This window comes from Rhodococcus sp. 3258, assembly GCF_031456475.1.
Classification (GTDB): Bacteria; Actinomycetota; Actinomycetes; order Mycobacteriales; family Mycobacteriaceae; genus Rhodococcoides; species Rhodococcoides fascians.
The window spans coordinates 669,117-689,187 of the sequence record NZ_JAVDUT010000002.1 but is presented as its reverse complement, the minus strand read 5'-3'; the positions used below and the strand labels follow the sequence as shown (position 1 = coordinate 689,187).

The 20,071-nt window shown below is 64.9% G+C and carries 18 protein-coding genes; 13 read left to right on the top strand and 5 right to left on the bottom strand.

Features of this window, described 5'->3' with window-relative positions; translation table 11 throughout:
* Nucleotides 1–106: 106 nt before the first annotated feature.
* The 5 genes from J2X62_RS10745 (at nucleotide 107) to J2X62_RS10725 (ending at nucleotide 6,605) form a co-directional block, all read left to right on the top strand.
* On the top strand, nucleotides 107–805 hold the full coding sequence (locus J2X62_RS10745) for a FadR/GntR family transcriptional regulator (protein WP_032367871.1): 699 nt from the start codon (nucleotides 107–109) through the stop codon (nucleotides 803–805).
* 106 nt (nucleotides 806–911) lie between these two features.
* On the top strand, nucleotides 912–2,066 hold the full coding sequence (locus J2X62_RS10740; RefSeq protein ID WP_310180320.1) for an acyl-CoA dehydrogenase family protein: 1,155 nt from the start codon (nucleotides 912–914) through the stop codon (nucleotides 2,064–2,066).
* Nucleotides 2,067–2,090: 24 nt separating this feature from the next.
* Nucleotides 2,091–4,265 carry a 3-hydroxyacyl-CoA dehydrogenase NAD-binding domain-containing protein gene (locus J2X62_RS10735; protein WP_310180319.1) on the top strand — a complete coding sequence of 725 codons (2,175 nt, stop codon included), beginning with the start codon at nucleotides 2,091–2,093 and terminating at the stop codon, nucleotides 4,263–4,265.
* 28 nt (nucleotides 4,266–4,293) lie between these two features.
* On the top strand, nucleotides 4,294–4,923 hold the full coding sequence (locus J2X62_RS10730) for a helix-turn-helix domain-containing protein (RefSeq protein WP_310180316.1): 630 nt from the start codon (nucleotides 4,294–4,296) through the stop codon (nucleotides 4,921–4,923).
* Nucleotides 4,924–5,057: 134 nt separating this feature from the next.
* Nucleotides 5,058–6,605, top strand: a complete 1,548-nt coding sequence (locus J2X62_RS10725) for a long-chain fatty acid--CoA ligase (protein ID WP_310180403.1) — start codon at nucleotides 5,058–5,060, stop codon at nucleotides 6,603–6,605.
* Nucleotides 6,606–6,642: 37 nt separating this feature from the next.
* On the opposite strand, the gene J2X62_RS10720 is transcribed toward J2X62_RS10725, so the two are convergent.
* The 3 genes from J2X62_RS10720 to J2X62_RS10710 are packed head-to-tail and all read right to left on the bottom strand — an operon-like array spanning nucleotide 6,643 to nucleotide 9,192.
* A complete protein-coding gene (locus J2X62_RS10720; protein ID WP_310180314.1) occupies nucleotides 6,643–7,530 on the bottom strand; it encodes a siderophore-interacting protein in 888 nt (295 codons plus the stop codon).
* A gap of 10 nt (nucleotides 7,531–7,540) precedes the next feature.
* On the bottom strand, nucleotides 7,541–8,587 hold the full coding sequence (locus J2X62_RS10715) for an ABC transporter substrate-binding protein (RefSeq protein WP_222081538.1): 1,047 nt from the start codon (nucleotides 8,585–8,587) through the stop codon (nucleotides 7,541–7,543).
* A 23-nt stretch (nucleotides 8,588–8,610) separates the two neighbouring features.
* On the bottom strand, nucleotides 8,611–9,192 hold the full coding sequence (locus J2X62_RS10710; RefSeq protein WP_027494702.1) for a TetR/AcrR family transcriptional regulator: 582 nt from the start codon (nucleotides 9,190–9,192) through the stop codon (nucleotides 8,611–8,613).
* Nucleotides 9,193–9,294: 102 nt separating this feature from the next.
* Here J2X62_RS10710 and J2X62_RS10705 point away from each other — a divergent pair, with 102 nt between their 5' ends.
* Genes J2X62_RS10705 through J2X62_RS10690 form a run of 4 tightly spaced genes read left to right on the top strand, consistent with a single transcriptional unit; the run spans nucleotide 9,295 to nucleotide 13,684 of the window.
* On the top strand, nucleotides 9,295–10,209 hold the full coding sequence (locus J2X62_RS10705) for a metal-dependent hydrolase (protein ID WP_310180307.1): 915 nt from the start codon (nucleotides 9,295–9,297) through the stop codon (nucleotides 10,207–10,209).
* Nucleotides 10,206–11,315, top strand: a complete 1,110-nt coding sequence (locus tag J2X62_RS10700; protein WP_310180305.1) for a PDR/VanB family oxidoreductase — start codon at nucleotides 10,206–10,208, stop codon at nucleotides 11,313–11,315. Before J2X62_RS10705 ends, J2X62_RS10700 begins: the two co-directional genes overlap by 4 nt.
* Nucleotides 11,316–11,330: 15 nt before the next feature.
* Entirely contained in the window at nucleotides 11,331–12,854 is a 1,524-nt protein-coding gene (locus J2X62_RS10695; RefSeq protein ID WP_310180303.1) for an NAD(P)/FAD-dependent oxidoreductase, read from the top strand.
* Nucleotides 12,851–13,684, top strand: a complete 834-nt coding sequence (locus J2X62_RS10690) for an SDR family NAD(P)-dependent oxidoreductase (protein WP_310180300.1) — start codon at nucleotides 12,851–12,853, stop codon at nucleotides 13,682–13,684. The genes J2X62_RS10695 and J2X62_RS10690 overlap by 4 nt, the downstream gene beginning before the upstream one ends.
* Before the next feature lie 16 nt (nucleotides 13,685–13,700).
* Here the strand turns inward: J2X62_RS10690 and J2X62_RS10685 are convergent, their stop codons facing one another.
* Nucleotides 13,701–14,345 carry a TetR/AcrR family transcriptional regulator gene (locus J2X62_RS10685; RefSeq protein WP_057472472.1) on the bottom strand — a complete coding sequence of 215 codons (645 nt, stop codon included), beginning with the start codon at nucleotides 14,343–14,345 and terminating at the stop codon, nucleotides 13,701–13,703.
* A 124-nt stretch (nucleotides 14,346–14,469) separates the two neighbouring features.
* Between J2X62_RS10685 and J2X62_RS10680 the strand changes: the two genes are divergently transcribed.
* The 4 genes from J2X62_RS10680 to J2X62_RS10665 are packed head-to-tail and all read left to right on the top strand — an operon-like array spanning nucleotide 14,470 to nucleotide 18,951.
* Nucleotides 14,470–15,603 (top strand): VOC family protein, encoded by a 1,134-nt coding sequence (locus tag J2X62_RS10680; RefSeq protein WP_057472471.1) that lies wholly within the window; start codon nucleotides 14,470–14,472, stop codon nucleotides 15,601–15,603.
* The gene (locus tag J2X62_RS10675) at nucleotides 15,600–16,535 is read left to right on the top strand and encodes a fumarylacetoacetate hydrolase family protein (protein ID WP_310180292.1); all 936 of its coding nucleotides are present in this window, start codon (nucleotides 15,600–15,602) and stop codon (nucleotides 16,533–16,535) included. The genes J2X62_RS10680 and J2X62_RS10675 overlap by 4 nt, the downstream gene beginning before the upstream one ends.
* On the top strand, nucleotides 16,532–18,139 hold the full coding sequence (locus J2X62_RS10670; protein WP_310180290.1) for a bifunctional 3-(3-hydroxy-phenyl)propionate/3-hydroxycinnamic acid hydroxylase: 1,608 nt from the start codon (nucleotides 16,532–16,534) through the stop codon (nucleotides 18,137–18,139). Before J2X62_RS10675 ends, J2X62_RS10670 begins: the two co-directional genes overlap by 4 nt.
* Nucleotides 18,136–18,951, top strand: a complete 816-nt coding sequence (locus J2X62_RS10665) for an SDR family oxidoreductase (protein ID WP_310180289.1) — start codon at nucleotides 18,136–18,138, stop codon at nucleotides 18,949–18,951. The genes J2X62_RS10670 and J2X62_RS10665 overlap by 4 nt, the downstream gene beginning before the upstream one ends.
* On the opposite strand, the gene J2X62_RS10660 is transcribed toward J2X62_RS10665, so the two are convergent.
* Nucleotides 18,948–20,048: a lipase family protein gene (locus J2X62_RS10660; protein ID WP_310180401.1), complete on the bottom strand. Its 1,101-nt coding sequence runs from the start codon at nucleotides 20,046–20,048 to the stop codon at nucleotides 18,948–18,950. The genes J2X62_RS10665 and J2X62_RS10660 overlap by 4 nt on opposite strands.
* Nucleotides 20,049–20,071: the final 23 nt, after the last annotated feature.

Below are 20,071 nucleotides of genomic sequence, written 5' to 3'. Positions count from 1 at the left end.
ACTGAACCAGTGAAGTGGATCACTTGTCAACAGTTGCTATGACCCGGGCCACTACCTACCCGACGGTTAAGGTGGGGGTCCAGAGGAGCAGAGAGCGAGTGACACAGTGGCTGAGCAAATTCGCCCGGTGACCCGACCACGGCTGTACGAGGTCATCGTGGAGCAGCTGTGCAAACACATCGCCGATCGCGACATGAAGCCCGGCGATCGACTCCCGCCCGAGCGTGAACTGGCGGGTCACCTCGGCGTCAGCAGAGCCTCGCTGAGCCAGGCCCTCGTTGCGCTCGAAGTACAGGGCATACTGGCCGTCCGCCACGGCGACGGAGCGGTACTCGTGCGACGGCCCGTGGGAGACATGGCCATTCGCGCCCTGCGCGAGCACGCCGATCGCCTGCCCGAGGTGATCGAAGCCCGTGAGGCACTCGAGGTCAAGCTCGCCGAGCTCGCCGCAACCCGCCGCAGCGACGCCGAAATGGCGGCGATCGACCACGCCCTGTCGGTGATGGCCTCGGAAATCACCGACGGAAATCGCGGCGACTCCGGCGACGAGCTGTTCCATCACGCCATCACCGAAGCCGCACACTCGCCGCTACTCGCCCGCCTCATGGGTGAAATCGCCGGCCTGATTCGCGAAACTCGAATCGAATCATTGTCGCAGTCGAACCGTCCGCAGACTTCATTGGAACACCACCGCCGCATCGCCGACGCTGTGCGGCAACAGAATTCGATCGAGGCCGGACGCGCGATGGCCGAGCACATCCGCCTCGTCTCGGACGTTGCACTGCTCCGCTCCACGGACAGCTAGAGAACTCACCCGCCGCAGAACATGGTTGACATCCGTGGCCACGTCGGTGCATCGTTATTGGCACAGCGCCAACAACGCGTCGTACGCTCCGACCCGAGGACCCTCCATGACTGCACTCGCAGACCGCACCGACGACGTCACCACCGAGCTCGCCGACGTCCGACAGCTCGCCCGCAGCTTCTTCGAGAAGGAGGTCGCGCCGCACCGCGAGGAATTCGCGGCGGCCGGACGCCCCAGCCGCGAGGTCTACCGGAGTGCGGGCAACCATGGACTCCTCGGAATGTCGATACCCCAGCAGTACGGCGGAGGCGGCGGCGACTTCCGCCACGAGGCGGTGCTGTTCGAGGAGCAGGTCCGCGCAGGCGACTCGGCCATGCAGTTGGGTGTGCACAGCGGCATCGTTCCGCACTACCTCTTGGCCTACGCCTCCGAGGAGAAGAAGCAGCAGTGGCTGCCGAAGCTGTGCTCGGGCGAGTGGATCGGCGCGATCGCGATGACCGAACCGGGCACCGGATCCGACCTCCAAGGCATCACCACCCGCGCGGTGCGCGACGGCGACGAATACGTGGTCACGGGCGGAAAGACGTTCATCTCCAACGGAGCTCACTGCGATCTGATCATCATCGCCGCCAAGACCGATCCGGCCGCCGGAGCGCGGGGGCTGTCGCTGCTCGTCGCCGAGGTCTCCGACGACACCGAAGGTTTCCACCGCGGCCGGGTACTGCACAAGATCGGCCAGAAAGGCCAGGACACAGCAGAACTCAGCTTCGACGGTCTACGTGTTCCGGCTGCCAACCTCCTGGGTGAAGAAGGTCGCGGCTTCGCGCAGTTGATGCAGCAGCTTCCTCAGGAACGGCTGATCTGCGGTATTGCCGCCGCCGCGATGATCGAGGCCGCCGTCCAGCAGACCGTCGACTACACCAAGACACGAAACGCGTTCGGCAAGACACTGTTCGACCTGCAGAACACCAAGTTCGAGCTCGCCGAATGCGCCACCATCGGACGCGTCGTCCGCACCTTTGTCGACGACGCAGTGGCCAAGCATATTTCGGGATCACTCGACGTGACGACGGCTGCGATGGTCAAGTACTGGACCACCGATCGGCAATTCGAGGTGGTCGACCGCTGCCTGCAACTCTTCGGCGGCTACGGCTACATGGAGGAATACCCCATCGCCCGCATGTTCGTCGACGGTCGCATCGCCCGCATCTACGCCGGTGCCAACGAAGTCATGAAAGACCTCATCTCTCGCTCTCTGTAGAACCCGCACCGACCCGAGGATCCGATGAACAGCCCAGCCGCACTGCACACTTCCACCATCACCGGCGAGATCGGTACCGATCGTATCGTCGTGCTGACGATCGACGATCCTGCGCATTCCACGAACACCATGAACGCGGCATTCGGTGAATCGCTCGAGCAGACCGTCGACTGGCTCGAGACCGAACTCGATGCGTACGACGGCATCGTCGTCACGTCGGGCAAGGATTCGTTCTTCTCCGGTGGCGACCTCGAATTGCTGCGCGACGCCGGTCCGTCCGACCATGCAGCCATCGCGGGTGCGCTCGATTTCACGAAGGACAAGTTTCGGCGGCTCGAGACGCTCGGCAAGCCGGTCGTGGCCGCACTGGGCGGCACCGCACTCGGCGGCGGCTTCGAGATCGCCCTGGCCTGCCATCATCGAATTGCCCTGAACAACAGCAAGGCTCGATTCGGGCTGCCCGAGGTGACCCTCGGGTTGCTGCCCGGGGCCGGTGGCGTCACCCGAACGGTTCGGATGTTCGGCATCGTCAAGGCTCTGACACAGGTGGTGGGCCAGGGCCAGCGATATCGGCCGGCGCAGGCCCTCGAACTCGGACTCATCGACGAGGTCGTCGACACCCACGAGCAGATGATGGCGCAGGCACGTTCATGGATCACCGCCAATCCCGGGGCCCTCCAGCCCTGGGACAGGGCGGGATTCACGATCCCCGGCGGTACGGCGGCAGCACCGGCTGTGGCCGCGCAGCTGCCGGCACTCACGGCAACAGTGCGTAAACAGGTCAAGGGCGCGCCGATGCCTGCCCCCATCGCAGTGGTTGCCGCGGCAGTGGAAGGATCGGTACTCGACTTCGAGGCCGCCTCGCTCGTCGAAACCCGCTACTGCACGTCGCTCGCCTGCGGGCCGATCTCGGGCAACCTGATCCAGTCGATGTTCTTCGATCTCGGCTCCATCACCAAAGGCGCTTCCCGCCCTCCGGCCGAACCACATCGAGTTCCCGAGAAAGTGCTGGTGATCGGGGCCGGAATGATGGGTGCCGCCATCGCCTACGTCGTCGCCTCGGCCGGGGTTCCGGTGATCCTCCGTGATGTCTCGATCGAATCCGCCGAGCGCGGGAAGAGTTATGCCCGTTCGGTTCTCGGTAAAGCTGTCGCGAAAGGCCGCGCAAGCCAGGCCGATGCCGATGCGGTGCTCGCGCTCATCACCCCCAGCTCCGACGCGGCGGACGCCGAGGGTTGCGACCTGGTCGTCGAGGCAGTGTTCGAGGATCCCGCCGTCAAGCAGGGTGCTTTCGAGGACGTCGACAAGTACTTGACCGCCGACGCGCTGCTGTGCTCGAACACCTCCACCCTCCCCATCACCGCACTCTCGCAGTCTGTTTCGCGGACCGGCGACTTCATCGGCACTCACTTCTTCTCCCCCGTCGACAAGATGCCGTTGGTGGAGATAGTGGTGGGAGAACACACCAGTGATTCCGCTCTTGCCCGCGCATTCGACTTCGTCCGCCTGATCGGCAAGACACCCATCGTCGTCGGCGACAGTCACGGCTTCTTCACCACCCGCGTCATCGGCCGATTCATGGACGAGGCGATCTCGCTGGTCGCGGAGGGCGTGCATCCGGCCACCGTCGAGCAGGCCGCACTCCAGGCCGGCTACCCGTCCGGCGCACTGGCTCTGATGGACGAGATTTCGTTGACCCTGGCGCGGCACATCCGCGAGGGTATGGCCGAGGCCGCTCGCGCGGACGGTCGCCCCTGGATCGTCTCGAATTCGTACGCCCTGGTCGATCGCCTCGTCGACGAGTTCGACCGTCCGGGCCGCAAGGCGGGGCGCGGGTTCTACGAGTACGCCGAGGACGGCAGCAAGGTCCGGCTCTGGCCGGGCCTGGTGGAGCACTACCATGACCCCGAACACGGAATTCCGTTCGAGGACATGATGGATCGCATGCTCGTCGCCCAATCGCTTGATTCGGTCGCGTGCCTCGACGAGGGCGTCCTCCGAACCGTCGCCGACGCCAATATCGGTTCCATTCTGGGTATCGGCTTCCCTGCCTGGACCGGCGGTGTGCTGCAGTTCGTCAATCAGTTCGACGGCGGTCTCCCGGGATTCGTGCACCGAGCCGACGAGTTGCGGGCGCGATACGGCGACAGGTTCGTCGTACCGGCATCGCTGCGAGCGCGCACCGAGCGGTACCTCTGAGATCGCGCTCGCTCGGTTCGGTGCGATCATGACAACCATGCCGGCTGCAAGCACACCCAAGTGGAATCGACTGGAACCGGACGAGCGACGGACCCAGATCCTGGCCGCCGCCGTTCGCTTGTTCGGCGACAGACCGTACGCCGAGGTCTCCATGGCCGACGTGGCTGCGGCTGCGGGTATTGCACGCGGGCTCATTCATCACTACATCGGCAGCAAACGGGATCTGTACCTCGAGTGTGTTCGTTTCCTGGTCACCGTGCCGCCGATCGAGGACGTGCACTTGCCCACGGGCTCGGTCGAGGAGAGGGCTCGCGGGAGTGTGCACTGGCTGGTGGGCGTCATCGAGGCACACGGAACGGCGTGGGTGTCGGTGGCGAGCGGCTCGGGCGTGGACGAACAGGTGGCGCAGATTCTGGACGAGGCGGACGACCTTGCCGCCGAGCGCGTCTTGGACGCAACGGCTTTCGAGACACACCGCGGCGACAGACGCATCGCAACGTCGGCAGTGCGGGCGTTCGGCGGCATGGTGAAGGCGGCAGGTCGCGAGTGGCTGGTGCGCGGCACGCTGACCCGGGACCAGGTGGAAACACTTCTGACAGACGTGCTCGTCACCGTTCTCTCCACCGCACGCTCTCTCGACGACGCCCCAGAACGGTAGCTGGGCAATCCTTTTCACGGTTCACATCCCGTCCATCACCCACGACTTCGCTATTGACACCATGCCAACAAGGTGGAACTGTGACCGTATTCACTCGGGCGTACCGCGCCCCCTCTCGCACAAGGGACCTCGCCATGTATCTCACTCAAGGCCTCCATCGCTCCGCAGTCACCACGCCCGATCGCGCTGCAACGGTGTTCGGCGATCGCGTGCGCACCTTCTCGGAACAGATCGATCGTGTGGCGAGGTTCGCGGCCGGTCTGCATTCCGTCGGAGTAAAGAGCGGCGATCGAGTGGCAATGCTGGCGTTCAACAGTGACCGCTACTGCGAGTACCTGCTTGCGGTCCCGTGGGCCGATGCCGTGCTCAATCCGGTCAACATTCGGTGGTCACCCGTCGAAGTTGCGTATGCACTCAACGACTCCGGGACCAAGGTACTCATCGTCGACGACACCTTCGGGGCGATGGTTCCGGCTCTACGCGCGTCGTGTCCCGACCTGGCCACCGTCGTCTACTGCGGGGACGGCTCCACCCCTGACGGCATGGTGTCGTACGAGGATCTGGTGGCATCCCACGGTCCCGTTCCCGATGTACGACGCAGCGGCGACGCCCTGGCCGGCCTCTTCTACACCGGCGGCACCACCGGATTCCCCAAGGGCGTCATGCTCTCCCACGCGAATCTGGTGACCTCCGGCCTGGGGACGGTGGCCACCGGACAGCTGCTCGACGACGCGTCGGTATTGCTCCACGCCGCACCGATGTTCCACCTCGCCGATCTGGCTGCATGGGTAGGGCAGGTCATGCTCGGTGGCACCCATGTCATGGTTCCGTTCTTCGAACCGACAGCGGTACTGGGCGCGATCGCACAGCACTCCGTCACCGATGTGTTGCTGGTGCCGACCATGATTCAGCTGCTCGTCGACCACCCCACGTTGAGCGAGTTCGACACCTCGTCACTGAGCCGTGTGCTCTACGGAGGATCCCCCATCTCCGCCGGTGTTCTCGAGCGGACCCTCGCCAGGCTTCCGCAGGCCCGCCTCACTCAGGCCTACGGCATGACAGAACTCGCGCCGGTCGCATCTCTGCTGTGGCCGGAACATCATGTTGGACAACGTATCGGGTCGGCGGGACGCGCAGCCCCACACTCGGAGATCTGCATCCTCGGCCCGGACGACGAGGAGCTCGCCACCGGTGACGTCGGAGAAATCTGCGTCCGCGGCGGTCACGTGATGCTGGGCTACTGGAACAAGCCGGAGGAGACAGCGGCTGCCGTTCGAGACGGCTGGATGCACACCGGCGACGTGGGTTACCTCGACTCCGACGGATTCCTGTTCGTCGTCGACCGCCTGAAGGACATGATCATCACCGGAGGTGAGAACGTCTACAGCGCCGAGGTGGAGAGTGCGCTCAGTCGTCATCCCGCCGTTCTGGCCTGCGCTGTGATCGGCGTTCCGGACGACGAATGGGGCGAGCGTGTCCATGCGTGTGTCGTTCTGGCCGACGGACTCTCACCCACTACGACCGAACTGCGCGAGCACACCCGCACCTACGTTGCCGGATACAAAACTCCGCGCACCATCGAGTTCGTGACGGCGCTACCCATGAGCGGAGCAGGCAAGATCCTCAAGCGCGACTTGCGTGACGCCTACGTCGCCAAGGAAGCGGCCGACGCAGTTCTGTGATCACGCGACGGTCAATGCTGTCCGACGAGTCCCTGAGTCACAGTCCGGCGCGCTCGAGAATCTCGTCCCAGTGGATCTCGGCCTCGGCCTCACCCATGCCAGCGGACGCGATGCGCTCGTAGTCGTCGATCAGTGAATCGGCCACTCTCTCATAGCGTTCGATCCATGCTTCCTTGTCGTCTCGCCAGTAGCCGACGATGGCCATGCGGCTAGCAGGGAAGCCGACCTCACAGCGGAAGTACTTACGTACGCCTCTACCCGCCGACGCCTCCCCGCCGAACCAGACGTACCCGTTTCCTGCCGGAACTCGGAACGTGCGCACAGCATCGACGAGTTGCGATGGTGCGCGCCCGTTTCCGGCCACCCTCCAGTCCATCGTCACCGAGGCCGCCGATCGAACGTCCAACACGTCGTCGTCGTGAGCCACCTCGACGATCGCATGCGCGCGGAGTCCGGCAGGCAGCTGCTCGAGAGCACGGCACAGAGCGGGTAGCCCCGGTAGATCGGCGATCAACAACATCCACTCCGTGTCGGCGGGCGGCTCGTACCACGACCGTGTTCCCCACATCCCCAGCGCCGTACCCGGCTCGGCCGAGCGAGCCCAGTCCGCGGCCACGCCGCCGACGTGGTCCACGAAGTCGATCGTGATCCGGTTCTCGTCCCAGCACCGGACGGTGTAGTTGCGGCATTCACGAACCACGTCGTCATGGTGCGCGAGAACGCCGTCGCGTCGGGTCATCTCGGGCGGTACGTCCTCTCCGTCGGCCGGAAAGTACAGGTGCACGATTTCGTCGGGCACTCCGCTCGACTCGAACCCGCGTGCAGCGGAAGCATCGAACACGACGCGAATCAGCGACGGTGACAATCGTTTCGATTGGACTACCCGTGCGGTGAGATATCCACCCCCGTCACGTCGACCGGCCATGACAGGGCGTTCAGCTCTGCTCTGCCGGCTCGACGAACATCGTTTCGATGTCGTCCATGATCCTGTTCAGGCCGATCGGGTCCGACGAATTCCACACGCTCGCCGAGACCCAGTGCACCCGATTCTGCTGCACCGCAGGCAGTGTCGACCACAGCGGTGCAGCACTGATCGCGTCCCGTTCACTGTCGGCACCCTGGTCGGTGTACACGAACAGGGTGTCGGCGGAGTTCAGAATGTTCAGCGTCTCGTCGGTGATGTCGATACGGAACACACTGGGATCCTGCTGGCCCTCGGGCTGCGCCATGCCCACACCGCGGAAGGCGATGCTCTCACCCGTGCCGACGCGAATCGAGTACTCCCCACGCTCGCTCAATCGAACAGCGGAGACCGGCTTGTCGGCCAGGCCCGCGTCGGCAACCCGCTGCTTCAGCGCGGCCATGCGATCGGTCAGCCCCTGCATGAGGTCCGTTGCCTGGCTCTGCTTTCCGAGCGCATCCCCTACGGCCGCTACCCCGTGCGAGACATCCTCGAGCGACACCCCGTCGTTGTAGGCGAAGCCGTAGGTCGGCACTCCGCTGGCCGCGAGCTTGTCGTAGATCTCCTTGTTCCAGGCCTTCTCGCCTTCGCCGTCGTACCCGGCGACCACCACGATCAGGTCGGGGTCCTGAGCCAGAATTCCCTCGACGTTGGGATCGAAGCCGCCACCCTCACCCGCAATGTTCGCGATGTCGCCGATGCGCTCGTCGACGTGCGCGGGTAGCGCCAGCGGGTTGAAGGACGCGGCCACGGGATTCACCTCGAGCGACAGCATCAGTGCCAGTGAGATGGGGTCGGCGGCGACGACCCGGGCGGGTCGCTCGGGAACCTCGACCGGGCCGAAGTAGTCCTGCACCGTCCTGGTGCCGGCGGCCTCGGCTGGACCGGACGGTTCCGACGTGGCGCTCGAGCATCCGACCAGAGCCAGAGAGAGTGCGCCGACGAGCGTGTACAGCCCAGCAGAGGCGGAACGTCTCATCCGGCCGGTTGCACGGCCGTGGAACACGAAGAATCGAGGCATGACTGGGCAGCCTAGCCTAACTTCTAGCCGCGGTGGTCACCGCCGACAAGCAACGGCACGATGCTGCGGTGCGCGAAGGCCAGCAGATCGTCGTACGTCTCGAGTGCAGCGCCGGCTGCCGGAGTCAGCAGAATCGAATGCACGACGCGGACCACGATTTCCGGGGCGTCGGGTACCGCGAAACTGTCCGAGTCCAGCCCTCCCCGGGCGATCTGGGCGGCAGCGTCTATTGCAGACGCGAGCAGGGTCGACGCATTGGTCGTCAACTGTTCGAGTACCAGCGCACTCTCGGAGTCGAACATCTTGAGCAGGACGGGGTTGGTTCGCACCGACTCGATCGTCGTCGCGAATCCGTGCGCGGCGCGATCCGCCCGTGACGATTGTTCGGCGGCCGCTGCCGCCACCGCGACGAACAGTCTCGTCGACTCACGTGCCATGACCGCGCGCACCAGCTCGTCCTTGGATCCGATGCGGCGATAGACCGTCACCCGGTTGATCTTGGCGCGCTTGGCTACGTCCCCGATGGTCGTTCTGGGGATGCCGACCTCACCGAACAACTCCAACGCGGCATCGAGGATCGGCCCGTCGTCACCGTCTGGATGCATCGTCCGATCCTAACGGCACCCTCGATGATTGAATGCAACATTGCAACACTCTCTGTTGCTATGTAGCATCGCCTCATCAGCATTTCGACGAATGGAGCTCGAATGTCTCGTGACCGAGCGATCGACCCGAACGCGCGCCACCTGGACGAGTCCTACGCGATCGTGGCCCGCGCAGTGACGTTCGACTGGACCGGCGTTCCGCTGCAGTACATTCCGCACGAGTGGTACGCCACGCACTTCTGGAACGTGATGCACCTGGTGCTTCCCGAGGGCGAACGGGCAATGGCAGACGTGTTCGCCCTCGCGCTTCCGTACATCGACGACCGCAGACTGCACGAGGAGGTCGTCGGATTCGTCGGACAAGAAGCCACGCACGCGTCCTCCCACGAGAGCTTTCGTACGTACCTCGTCGCGCACGGCGTCGACATCGAGCCGATCCTGCAGCGCATTCGATTCGCGGTGGGGGTCGTGTTCGGCGATCACGGACTCACCGGCCGCGCAGGCAAAGCGTGGCTGAACGAGCGCCTCGGGATCTACGCCGCAGCCGAACATTTCACCGCAGTAGTGGGCGAATGGCTGTTGGACAACACACAATTCGACCGTCTCGGTGTCGATCCGACGATGCTAGACCTGCTTCGCTGGCACGGGGCCGAGGAACTCGAACACCGCAACGTTGCCTTCGACGCATTCCAGTACGTCGACGGGGGTGCGTTTCGCCGCGCCCGCACCGCGGTGATAGCCAGCGCGGGGTTGGCCGTGCTCTGGTTCAGCACCGCCGCGTACCTGTACAAGAACTCGGTGGCCACCCCGCGCACCGGGAAGCGCCGACTTCGCACCCCCTGGCCTCTCGCCTTCGCACGAGCATCCCGCAAGCAACTGGTACCGGGCCTGTCGTTTCTGTTCGTACAACTCGCCCTGTACATCCGACCGGGTTTTCACCCATCGAAGATGGGCGACATCGACAAGGCCGTGCGATACCTGGCGACGTCACCTGCAGCACTGGCGGCCCAGCAGTGACCACCGAAACAGCCTCGAGGCACAGCCATCTGGGTGAGATCACGGTGACCGACCCCGGCCGTGGTCTCCGAGCCATCGCTGCGGCGTCTCGGGTGTACGCAAGACTGGTCACCGACTCGTCCGTCGTGACCGCTCTCTCCCCGGCGCGACCGCGCCGATGCGTCGGCTACGAATTCGAGACCAGCATCGACGAGATCGTCGACGAGGCCGAGGACGTGCGCTCACTTCTACTGCGTCGCAGCGACGGAAGCGCATTGCCGACCTGGTTGCCCGGTGCACACATCGACGTGACCACACCGGCAGGCTCGGTTCGGCAGTACTCGCTCGCAGGTCGGCCGGCAGGAGGCGATCGATATCGCATCGGTGTCCGCAGGATCCCCGGCGGCGCGGCCTCCACCGAGATACACGGTCTCGTTCCAGGAGACACCCTCCGAGTCCGTGGACCCCGCAACGCATTTCCCATGGCCGCCGCCGAGCACTACTTGTTCGTCGCGGCCGGCATCGGCATCACGCCCATTCGGTCCATGATCGAGCGAGCCGTCGCCGACGGCACACGGTGGACCCTCTACTACCACGGCAGATCTCGTGCGAGTCTGCCGTTCGTCGCCGAACTGCAGCAGCTGGCGCTCACCTCCCGCGGGCACGTGATCGTCAAAACCGATGATGTAGAGGGACTTCCGAGTCCGTCGGACATCGTCGATCTCGGGACGGGATCCTCGGCCCTGTACGTCTGCGGCCCCGCGGCACTCTCGCGTCGGCTGCGCGAGGAGGCCACCCGAAGTACCGCGGTTCGAGAGTTCCACACCGAGCTGTTCGCGCCCGCCCCCGTGGTCGACGGCCGTCGGTTCGTGCTGAAGCTCGCACGGTCCGGCGACACCGTCGAAGTCGGTGCACAGGAGACCGCCCTCGACGCCCTCCGACGAGTCCGTCCCGATCAGCCGTTCTCGTGCCGCCAAGGTTTCTGCGGTGCCTGCGTCGTCGGCCTCACCGGCGGACGCGTCGACCATCGCGATCGCGTGCTGAGCCGCACCGAACGCGAGAACTCACTCACCCTGTGCGTGTCACGCGCCGCGGTCGACGGCGACGTCGTCGTTCTCGATCTGTAGAAGGAGCCACACATCATGATCGACAACGACTCTGCCGCGCCGCACATCGACGTCGCCATCATCGGTGCCGGCTTCGGCGGTCTCGGAGCTGCGATCAGGCTCGAACAGGAAGGCCGCGGCAACTTTCTGATCTTCGAGCGTGACAGCGCGGTCGGCGGGACGTGGCACGTGAACACCTACCCCGGCGCCCAGTGCGACATTCCCTCGGCGCTGTATTCGTTCTCGTTCGCACCCAACCCGGACTGGACCCGCCTGTATCCACTGCAGCCCGAGATCGAGCAGTACCTCAACGACTGCACCGACCGGTTCGGTATCCGGGATCGAATCCGATTCGGACACGAGGTGCTCGACGCGACGTGGGACGACGACCGGGCGCGTTGGATCGTGCGAACGAGCGGCGGAACATGGACTTCTCGGATTCTGATCGGAGCCCTCGGCCCGTTCAGTGAACCCGCCACTCCGAGTATCGACGGTCTGGACTCGTTCTCGGGCAGCATCTTTCACTCGGCTCGGTGGAACCACAAGCATTCGGTCGAGGGTAGGCGTCTCGCCGTCATCGGCACCGGCGCATCGGCGGTGCAGTTCGTACCCCGACTCGCTCCGTCGGCCGCACATCTGACGCTTTTTCAACGCACGCCCACGTGGATCCTTCCCCACCCGGACCGTTCCATCTCCGAGTCCGGCAGATCCGCGCTCAGGATGTTTCCAGCGGCTCAGCGCGCCATGCGTCGTACGTTCGATCTGTTCCAGGAAGCTTTGGTGCCCGGCCTGATTCGGCACCGCGCCCTGCTGATGCCGTTGACCGCACTGGGCCGGGCTCACCTACGCAGACAGGTGAAGGATCCCGTACTCCGTGAGAAGCTGACTCCCACCTACACATTCGGCTGCAAGAGGCCGACGTTCTCGAACAAGTTCTACCCCGCCCTGTGCCGCGACAACGTCACCGTCGAGACCACCGCCATCTCCCGCGTCGTGCCCGAGGGCGTCGTTACGACCGACGGAACCGTCCACGAGGTCGACACCATCGTTCTCGGAACAGGTTTCACCGTCGCCGGGCATTCAGGCTTTCGGCGCATCGTCGGTCGAGGCGGTCGGTCGTTGGCGCAGACCTGGCCCGACGGAGAGATGTCGTCGTATCGAGGGACGACGGTGCACGGTTTTCCGAACTTCTTCATGGTCCTCGGCCCCAATTCGGTGGTGTACACCTCGCAGGTCGTCACCATCGAAGCACAGGTGAACTACGTTCTCGCAGCACTGCGGGCGATGGACGACAAGCGCTTGGCCGCAATCGACGTCACCCGCACTGCACAAACGGAATTCGCGGACTACACAGACGAACGGTTGGCCGGTTCGGTGTGGAACTCGGGTGGGTGCAGCAGCTACTACCTGAGCCCATCGGGCCGCAACGTCACCTACTGGCCGGGTTCGGTACGCAACTTCACCCGTCGTATGGCGACCATCGAACTCGACCACTATTCCTGCCGCAGTGCCACTGTCGGTGTGCCGGGCACACTCGCCGTCACCAAGGAGTCCGTATGAAGAACCACATGGATCTCACCGGCAAGGTCGCACTGGTGACCGGCGGTGCACGCGGCATCGGTGCCGCGACCGTAGCAAAACTGGTGGCCGCCGGTGCGTCCGTGGCAGTGGTGGATCTTCACTTCCCGACCGACGCGGCTGGCGCTGCACGGGTGTTGCTGTTGACCGGGGACGTCACGGATCCGGAGGCGATGACGGAGTGCGTGCAGGCGACGGTGCGCGCCTTCGGCGGGATCGACATCGTGATCGCCAACGCCGGCATCACACCGCCGCCTGCCACCATCCGGACCGTCGACCGCGCGGTGTTCGACTCCGTCATGGCGGTCAACTTCGGCGGTGTGCTCACCATCGTCCGCGCCGCGGCGGACGAGATCGTGACCAGTGGTGGACACATTTTGCTCGTATCCTCCTGTGCTGCATTCACTCCCGGCATGGGCGGGTCTGCCTACATGGTCAGCAAGGCCGCCGTGGAACAGCTGGGCCGCGCGCTACGCATCGAACTCGCAGCGGTCGGTGCATCGGCCGGTCTGGCGTACTTCGGGGTGGTCGACACCGATCTGGCGCGCCACACCCTCGACAACGATCCGATGGGGCAGCGGATCGGCGGATTTCTCCCCTGGCCGTTGAGCCGTCGACTCCCGTCCCCACGGGCGGCGGACCTCCTGGTCGACGCGGTCCGTACGCGTCGAGCACGGCTGATCGCCCCCGCAGTGTGGGCACCGTACTTCTGGTTCCGTGGGATCCTCAACCCGATCCTGGAGTGGAAGCTACTGCGTGACACCGCAGTCGGCGATATCATTCGCGACCTCGAACACAGCCGGGCGCGCTGACACCCGCACGGGCCCGTTACGCGTCGACGCTCGGAACCGCGTCCAACGGAGGCAGGGTTCGCGAACACAGCTGGCGCGCATCCGCGTCGGACATCCCGAGGGCGAGCAGCACGCTGTGCGCCATGTTGTCGACGGCATCGACGTCGCTTCGTTCCGGCTGTTCGAGCAGTAGTTGCCCCATGCCCAGTAACGCCCCCGCTGCCAGGGCCAGAGCCAGCTGGGTGTCCTGCACGCGGAAGTGCCCGCTCAGTACTCCGGCTTCGATGTCGCGCGAGGCCCGCGGACCGAGACCGTGCTTCGAGGTGATCAACTCGGGCCCGGAGTGGATGAGCACTCGGCTCAGATCCGGTTGTTGCCGGAACAGCCGGCCTGCGATGCGGAACGACCGGGTGAACGCTTCTGCGGGATCGTCCTCGTCGTCGCTCAACGAGTCCAGGTAGATGCCCAACAGCTCGAGGGCACCGTCGACCGCAGCCTGGAACAGCTGCTCTCGGCTCTCGAAATGGTTGTAGAACGACCCCATGCCCACGTCTGCGGCCTGAGTGATCTCGGCAATCGGCACGTGCAATTCGCCGCGGGCGATGAAGCTCTGCGCGGCAGAGATCAGGGCACCGCGCGTGCGCGCTTTGCGTCGCTCGAGGCGATTCGGGGTTTCGGTCATGGTCCCTACTCCTGAGTGCATTTGTCGCCGCCTTGACCCTTCCTCACCGCTGACGAATTTGTCAACACTCTTGACTGACCGATTAGTCATAGGTGACGATAGTGTCACCAACGAGGGAGGGCTGATGGGACACGACGTCGACGGCCACAAGAACATGCATGTGGATCAGGGCGCGCTTCCAGGCGAACACCCGGGAAAAGCCGCCGACCCGATCATCAAGGTGCGCGACATCGCGTGGCTCGAGTTCCGCAAACCCGACCTGGCCAAGGCCGAGGCATTCGCGGTGGCGTTCGGTTTCACCGTCTCACTGCGCACGTCCGAGGAGATTCACCTACGCGGCACGCACGTCGGGTCGCCGTGCGTGATCATCCGACGCGGCAAACGAACGCGGTTCGTCGGCGCGGCGTTCGCTGCCGCCGAGGACGCCGACGTCGTCCGCCTCGCCGATGCCACCGGGCAGCAGGTGCACCGGCTACCCGACACACTCGGCGGCATCGCCGTCACTCTGACCGATCCAGGCGGACAGCCTGTGCAGATCGTGTCGGGCTACACCGAACATCCCGAACTCCCGGGCCAGGACGCGCACACCTACAACTTCGGCGATCCACGCAACCGGATCAACGCCACCCAGAGGCCCCCGCGTCAGCCGGCGCGCGTCCAACGGCTCGGGCACGTGGTGCTGCAGCGAGTGGACTACCTGGAGAATCTGAACTGGTACCTACACCACCTGGGTCTGATCGTCAGCGATTTCCTCTACTACGACGGCCAACGCGACCGTGGACCGGTGATGAGCTTCATCCGCTGCGATCGGGGCAGCATCCCGTCCGATCACCACACGCTCGCGATGACTCTCGGCCCGTCGAATCGCTACGTGCACTCGGCGTACCAGGTGACCGACATCGACGCCATCGCCGCCGGTGGCGAATTCCTCACCGAGCGTGGGTACAAGCACTCCTGGGGCATCGGCAGACACATCCAGGGCAGTCAGATCTTCGACTACTGGCGCGATCCCGACGGTTTCCTGGTGGAGCATTTCAGCGACGGCGACATGTTCGACAGCTCGCTCGAACCCGGCTGGGCACCGATGACGGCATCCGGCCTCGCCCAGTGGGGCCCACCGGCATCGAAGGACTTTCTCGGTATCGCCCCGAGCAAAGCCTCTCTGCACGAGCTCAAATCGATCCTGTCCTCCCTACGCACCGACAACGAGTTCGACACCGAACGCCTTCGCGGCCTGATGAAAGTGGCTTCCTCATGAGCATCGCTGTACTACGCACCGCCGACGCCTGGTGGGTCGAGACCCCGGCCGGGGCGTCGCGCATCGACACGTCGGCAACCACGACCGCCGAGCTTCTCGCCGATCGCGCCGCTGTGGACGCAGCGCGTACCGGCACCGATGTGCTTGCAGTGGACACGCTTTCGCTCCTCTCCCCGGTCACCGCACCGTGCCGGGTAGTGGCGAACATGACCAATTTCGTCTCGCACGTCAAGGACTCGGGAATGAACCCCGACACGGTGCCACTGACGTTCTTTCGGAAGACGTCCGGTTCGATCAGCGGCCCCACCGACGACATCGTCAAGCCGACGCACGTGAAACTCCTCGACTACGAAATCGAGATCGGCCTGGTATTCAGCAAGACGCTGACCGTCGGCACCAAGATCGATGCCAGCAACGTGGCCGAGTACGTCGCCGGACTCGTCATCACCAACGACGTGTCTGCGCGAGACGTCCAACTACCGAAAACCCAGTTCTACGAGGGCAAGTCGTACCCCACGTTCACGCCGGTCGGCCCACGACTGCTCCTTCTCGAGGCCGGAGAATTCGACCGGTTCGGCGAGCTGACTCTGACACTGCGCGTCAACGGGACTGTGCGACAGGACAGTACCGTGGCCGACATGATTTACCGGCCGGTCGAATCGCTGAAGGCGCTGAGCAATTTCCAGCGGCTCGACGCGGGCGATCTGCTGCTCACCGGCACTCCCGGTGGTACTGCGCTGAAGGCTCCGGCCAAGCCGATCGAGATGATCGGATCCCTGATCCCGCCGGCGCTCAAGTGGAAGGTGTTCTTCAAGAAGCAGGCCAAGAATCCCGACTTCCTGCAGGACGGCGACGTTCTCGAACTGACGTGCTCCACCCCCGACGGATCCCTCGACCTGGGAGTGCAGCGCACCCGGGTCTCGTACCGATGACCGAACGCGGATCCGACGGCACCCACCACCCGGTGGTCATCGTCGGATCCGGCCCGACGGGCATGACGGCCGCTCTGCTGTTGGCGCAGTACGGCATCCCCTGCCTGGTGCTCGATCGCTGGGCCGACGTCTATCCGCAGCCGCGCGCAGTACATCTCGACGACGAGGTGTACCGAATTCTGCACGACATCGGTGTCGCAGAGGATTTCGCCGGCATCTCACGTCCCGGGCGTGGGCTGCGACTGTGCACCAAGGATCTGCGCACTTTGGCCGAGTTCGAGCGCGATCCCGACGACAGACCGCACGGCTATCCCCAGGCGAACATGTTCGATCAACCGGACCTCGAGCGCCTCATGCGCACGCACGTCGCCCGATACGACACGATCGAGATGCGCGGCGGGTGCGAGATCACCGACGTGCAGAACCTGAAAGATACGGTCCGAGTGTCGTACACATCCACCGAGGACGACACCCCACACTGGGTGACCGCGGACTACGCGCTGGGGTGCGACGGTGCCAACAGCATCGTGCGCCGGTCCATCGGGTCGAAGATGGAGGACCTCGGGTTCGCGCAACGGTGGTTGGTGATCGATATCGCCACCGATGCCGAACTCGATCAGTGGGACGGCGTTCACCAGGTGTGCGACTCCGAACGATCCGCCACGTACATGCGAATCGGTTCCACCCGCTACCGCTGGGAATTTCGGATGCTCGACGGCGAAACCCTCGACGAGTTCGAGGATCTCGCCGCCGTCCGGCCGCTCATAGCGCCGTGGCTGCGGCACGTCGACGACCCCTCGATGGAGCTGATTCGGAGCGCCGAGTACACATTTCGGGCGCAGGTCGCCGATAGCTGGCGGGATCGACGCGTGTTCGTCCTCGGCGACGCGGCGCACTTGACTCCACCGTTCATCGGACAGGGAATGGGCGCGGGTCTGCGCGATGCGCGCAACCTGGTCTGGAAGATTGTCGGGGCCCTGGATGGGCACGTCTCCGATTCGGCACTCGACAGTTACGAAATCGAGCGAAAGGCCCATGCCACAGCCATGATTCGGATGGCCGTCGCCATGGGCTGGGCGATGACCGGCGGCAGTCGACTGACCGGAATCTTGCGCACCACGCTCGCACCGGCTCTCGGCCACCTGCCCCTCATCGGAGCGAAGGTGTCCGACAGCGCCACTCCTCCGCTCACCCGTTCCGATTTCGTCCAGCGTCCGGCCGCGCAGATCCGTTCGGTGGTAGGCGCGCTGTGCCCCAACAGCTCCCTGGACAACGGCGCCCGACTGGACAGCATCGCGCCGGGACAGTTTCTCTTCGTCTCGACGACCCCGTTGACCGTCGAACAGCGACGCGAGGTCGATCGTCGTGGCGCTGTCGTCGTCGAGGTCGCGGCCTCCTCCGAGCTCGGACTGTGGTTGCGGCGCGGTCACGCGGTAGCGGCTGTCGTACGACCGGACCGAACCGTCATGGCGGCGGGTAAGTCGGTGCCGGCCTTGCACACCCGAGTTCCGAGCACCAGGTTGCGAAGAATCGATCGAACCACTCCCACGGCGGCAGTAGCCACCCCGAGAACCGGAAACACCGCAACGAAGAGGCGTAGATGAACACCGCACTTGTCACCGGAGCCACGTCCGGTATCGGCCAAGCCGTCGCCGAACTACTGCTCGCTCGCGGCTACCGCGTCATCGGCACGAGCCGCAGTTGTTCCACCGTGGTCGACCCCATCCCCGGGGTCGAGTACCGAGATCTCGATCTGACCGAACCGGACTCCATCCGGACGTTCGTCGACGGACTTGCCGACGTGGAGATCGATGTTCTGATCAACAATGCGGGCGAAAGCCAGTGCGGCCCCATCGAGGAACTCCCGATCGAGGCGGTCACCCGGTTGTTCCAGCTCAACGTGTTCGGTGCCGTCGAGCTCATGCAAGCCGTGCTGCCGGGGATGCGCGAACGCCGTCGGGGCAAGGTCGTCAACATCGGCTCGATGCTGGCCAGCTTCCCGTTGGCCTATCGCTCGTCGTACGCCGCGACCAAGGCAGCGATCAAGGGCTTCTCGACGGCGGCCCGCTTCGAGCTCGCGCCCTACGGGGTGGACATCACCACCGTCGAACCCGGCTCCATCGCCACCGGACTCTCCGCCCGCCGCACGAAGTACTGCGGACCGCATTCTCCGTATCTCCGCGATTTCACGACAGTGATCTCGCACCTCGACGCCAAAGAGGCACAGGGTATCTCCGCGGACACCGTGGCCGAGACGGTCCTGAAAGCCGTCGAGGACAAGAAGACTCGACCCCTCTATGCCGTCGGCAGCAACGCTCCCGCGGTGTTCATGGCGCAGCGACTGCTGCCGCGCACCGTGCTCGAAAAGTTCACCGCCCGGGCGTACGGACTGCCCACCAAGCGACCGGTGACCTAACGGAACAGCCCTGCGACGAACGGGATCGTGTCGGCCTGTGATTGCACGAGCGCTCCGCTGTGATCGGCGTCGTAGGGCCGGAAGGTCACCGGCTGACCGTTGGCGGTGAGCCTGGCGACGTACGCGGCGGTCGTCGGGAACGGGACATCGGTGTCCCGCAGTCCGTGGCCCATGAAGAACGGCTTGTCGAAGCCGGCCTCGGGCATGGCCATGTAGTCGTCGAGAACTGCGGTGAAATTCGGCAGGCTGGCCAGCGGCGCAGTGAAGAAATCACCGACCTTCACACCCTCGAGCTGCTCCTCGAGGTCCGCGACACAGGCCGTCTCGGCCAGATCAGCGTACTTCTTTCCGACGGGAGTGAGGATATTGTCCAGGCCCAGCTCCGGGTGCGAATAGCGAAGAGCCGCACCGATGTACGCGACGTACGCGGTCAGACCGGCCGGGAGCGCGACCGGCGGCATCCCCGGTCCACCGATCGAGACGAGCTTCTCGATGTACGCGGGAGTTCCGGTGCCCACTGCGCCGCGATAGTCCAGATCCGGTCCACCGAATTCGGTTGCGTAGCGCGCGGTGTAGATCGCTGCTCCGCCGCCCTGGGACTGACCGACCGTCACCCACTTGCGCGAGAGTTGATCGCTGTAGTTGCGCCCTGCCTTCAGCATGTCGACCACGTTGTGCGCCGTGGTCCGCCCGTCCAGATATGCCTGCAATCCTTCGGTGCCGAGGCCGGCATAGTCACTGGCCACAACGGCGTAGCCCTGCGCGAGCCAGTTACCGAGGTACGGCAGATCTCGTTCGGCCAGCGCCGGTCCCGCGACCGACGGCGCGCACGAGTCACCGAGCCCGGAGGTGCCGTGAGCCCACGAGATCACCGGCCAACCGCCCTCGGGCGCAGTGCCCTGAGGAAGGAAGACAGTGCCGGTGCTGAGCGCCTTCTCGCCGAACGTGTCGGTGGTGACGTAGGTGAGTACCTCGGCCGAGGACGAGCCAGGGATCCAGAATTCTTGCGGTAGAGCGCGACTGGAGACGACGTCGCCGATGTTCTGAGTGATCGTCGGCGCAGCCGAGGCAGGGGCGGTCAGCAGGCCAGAAGCCATGCTCGACGCCAGCGCCGTAACTA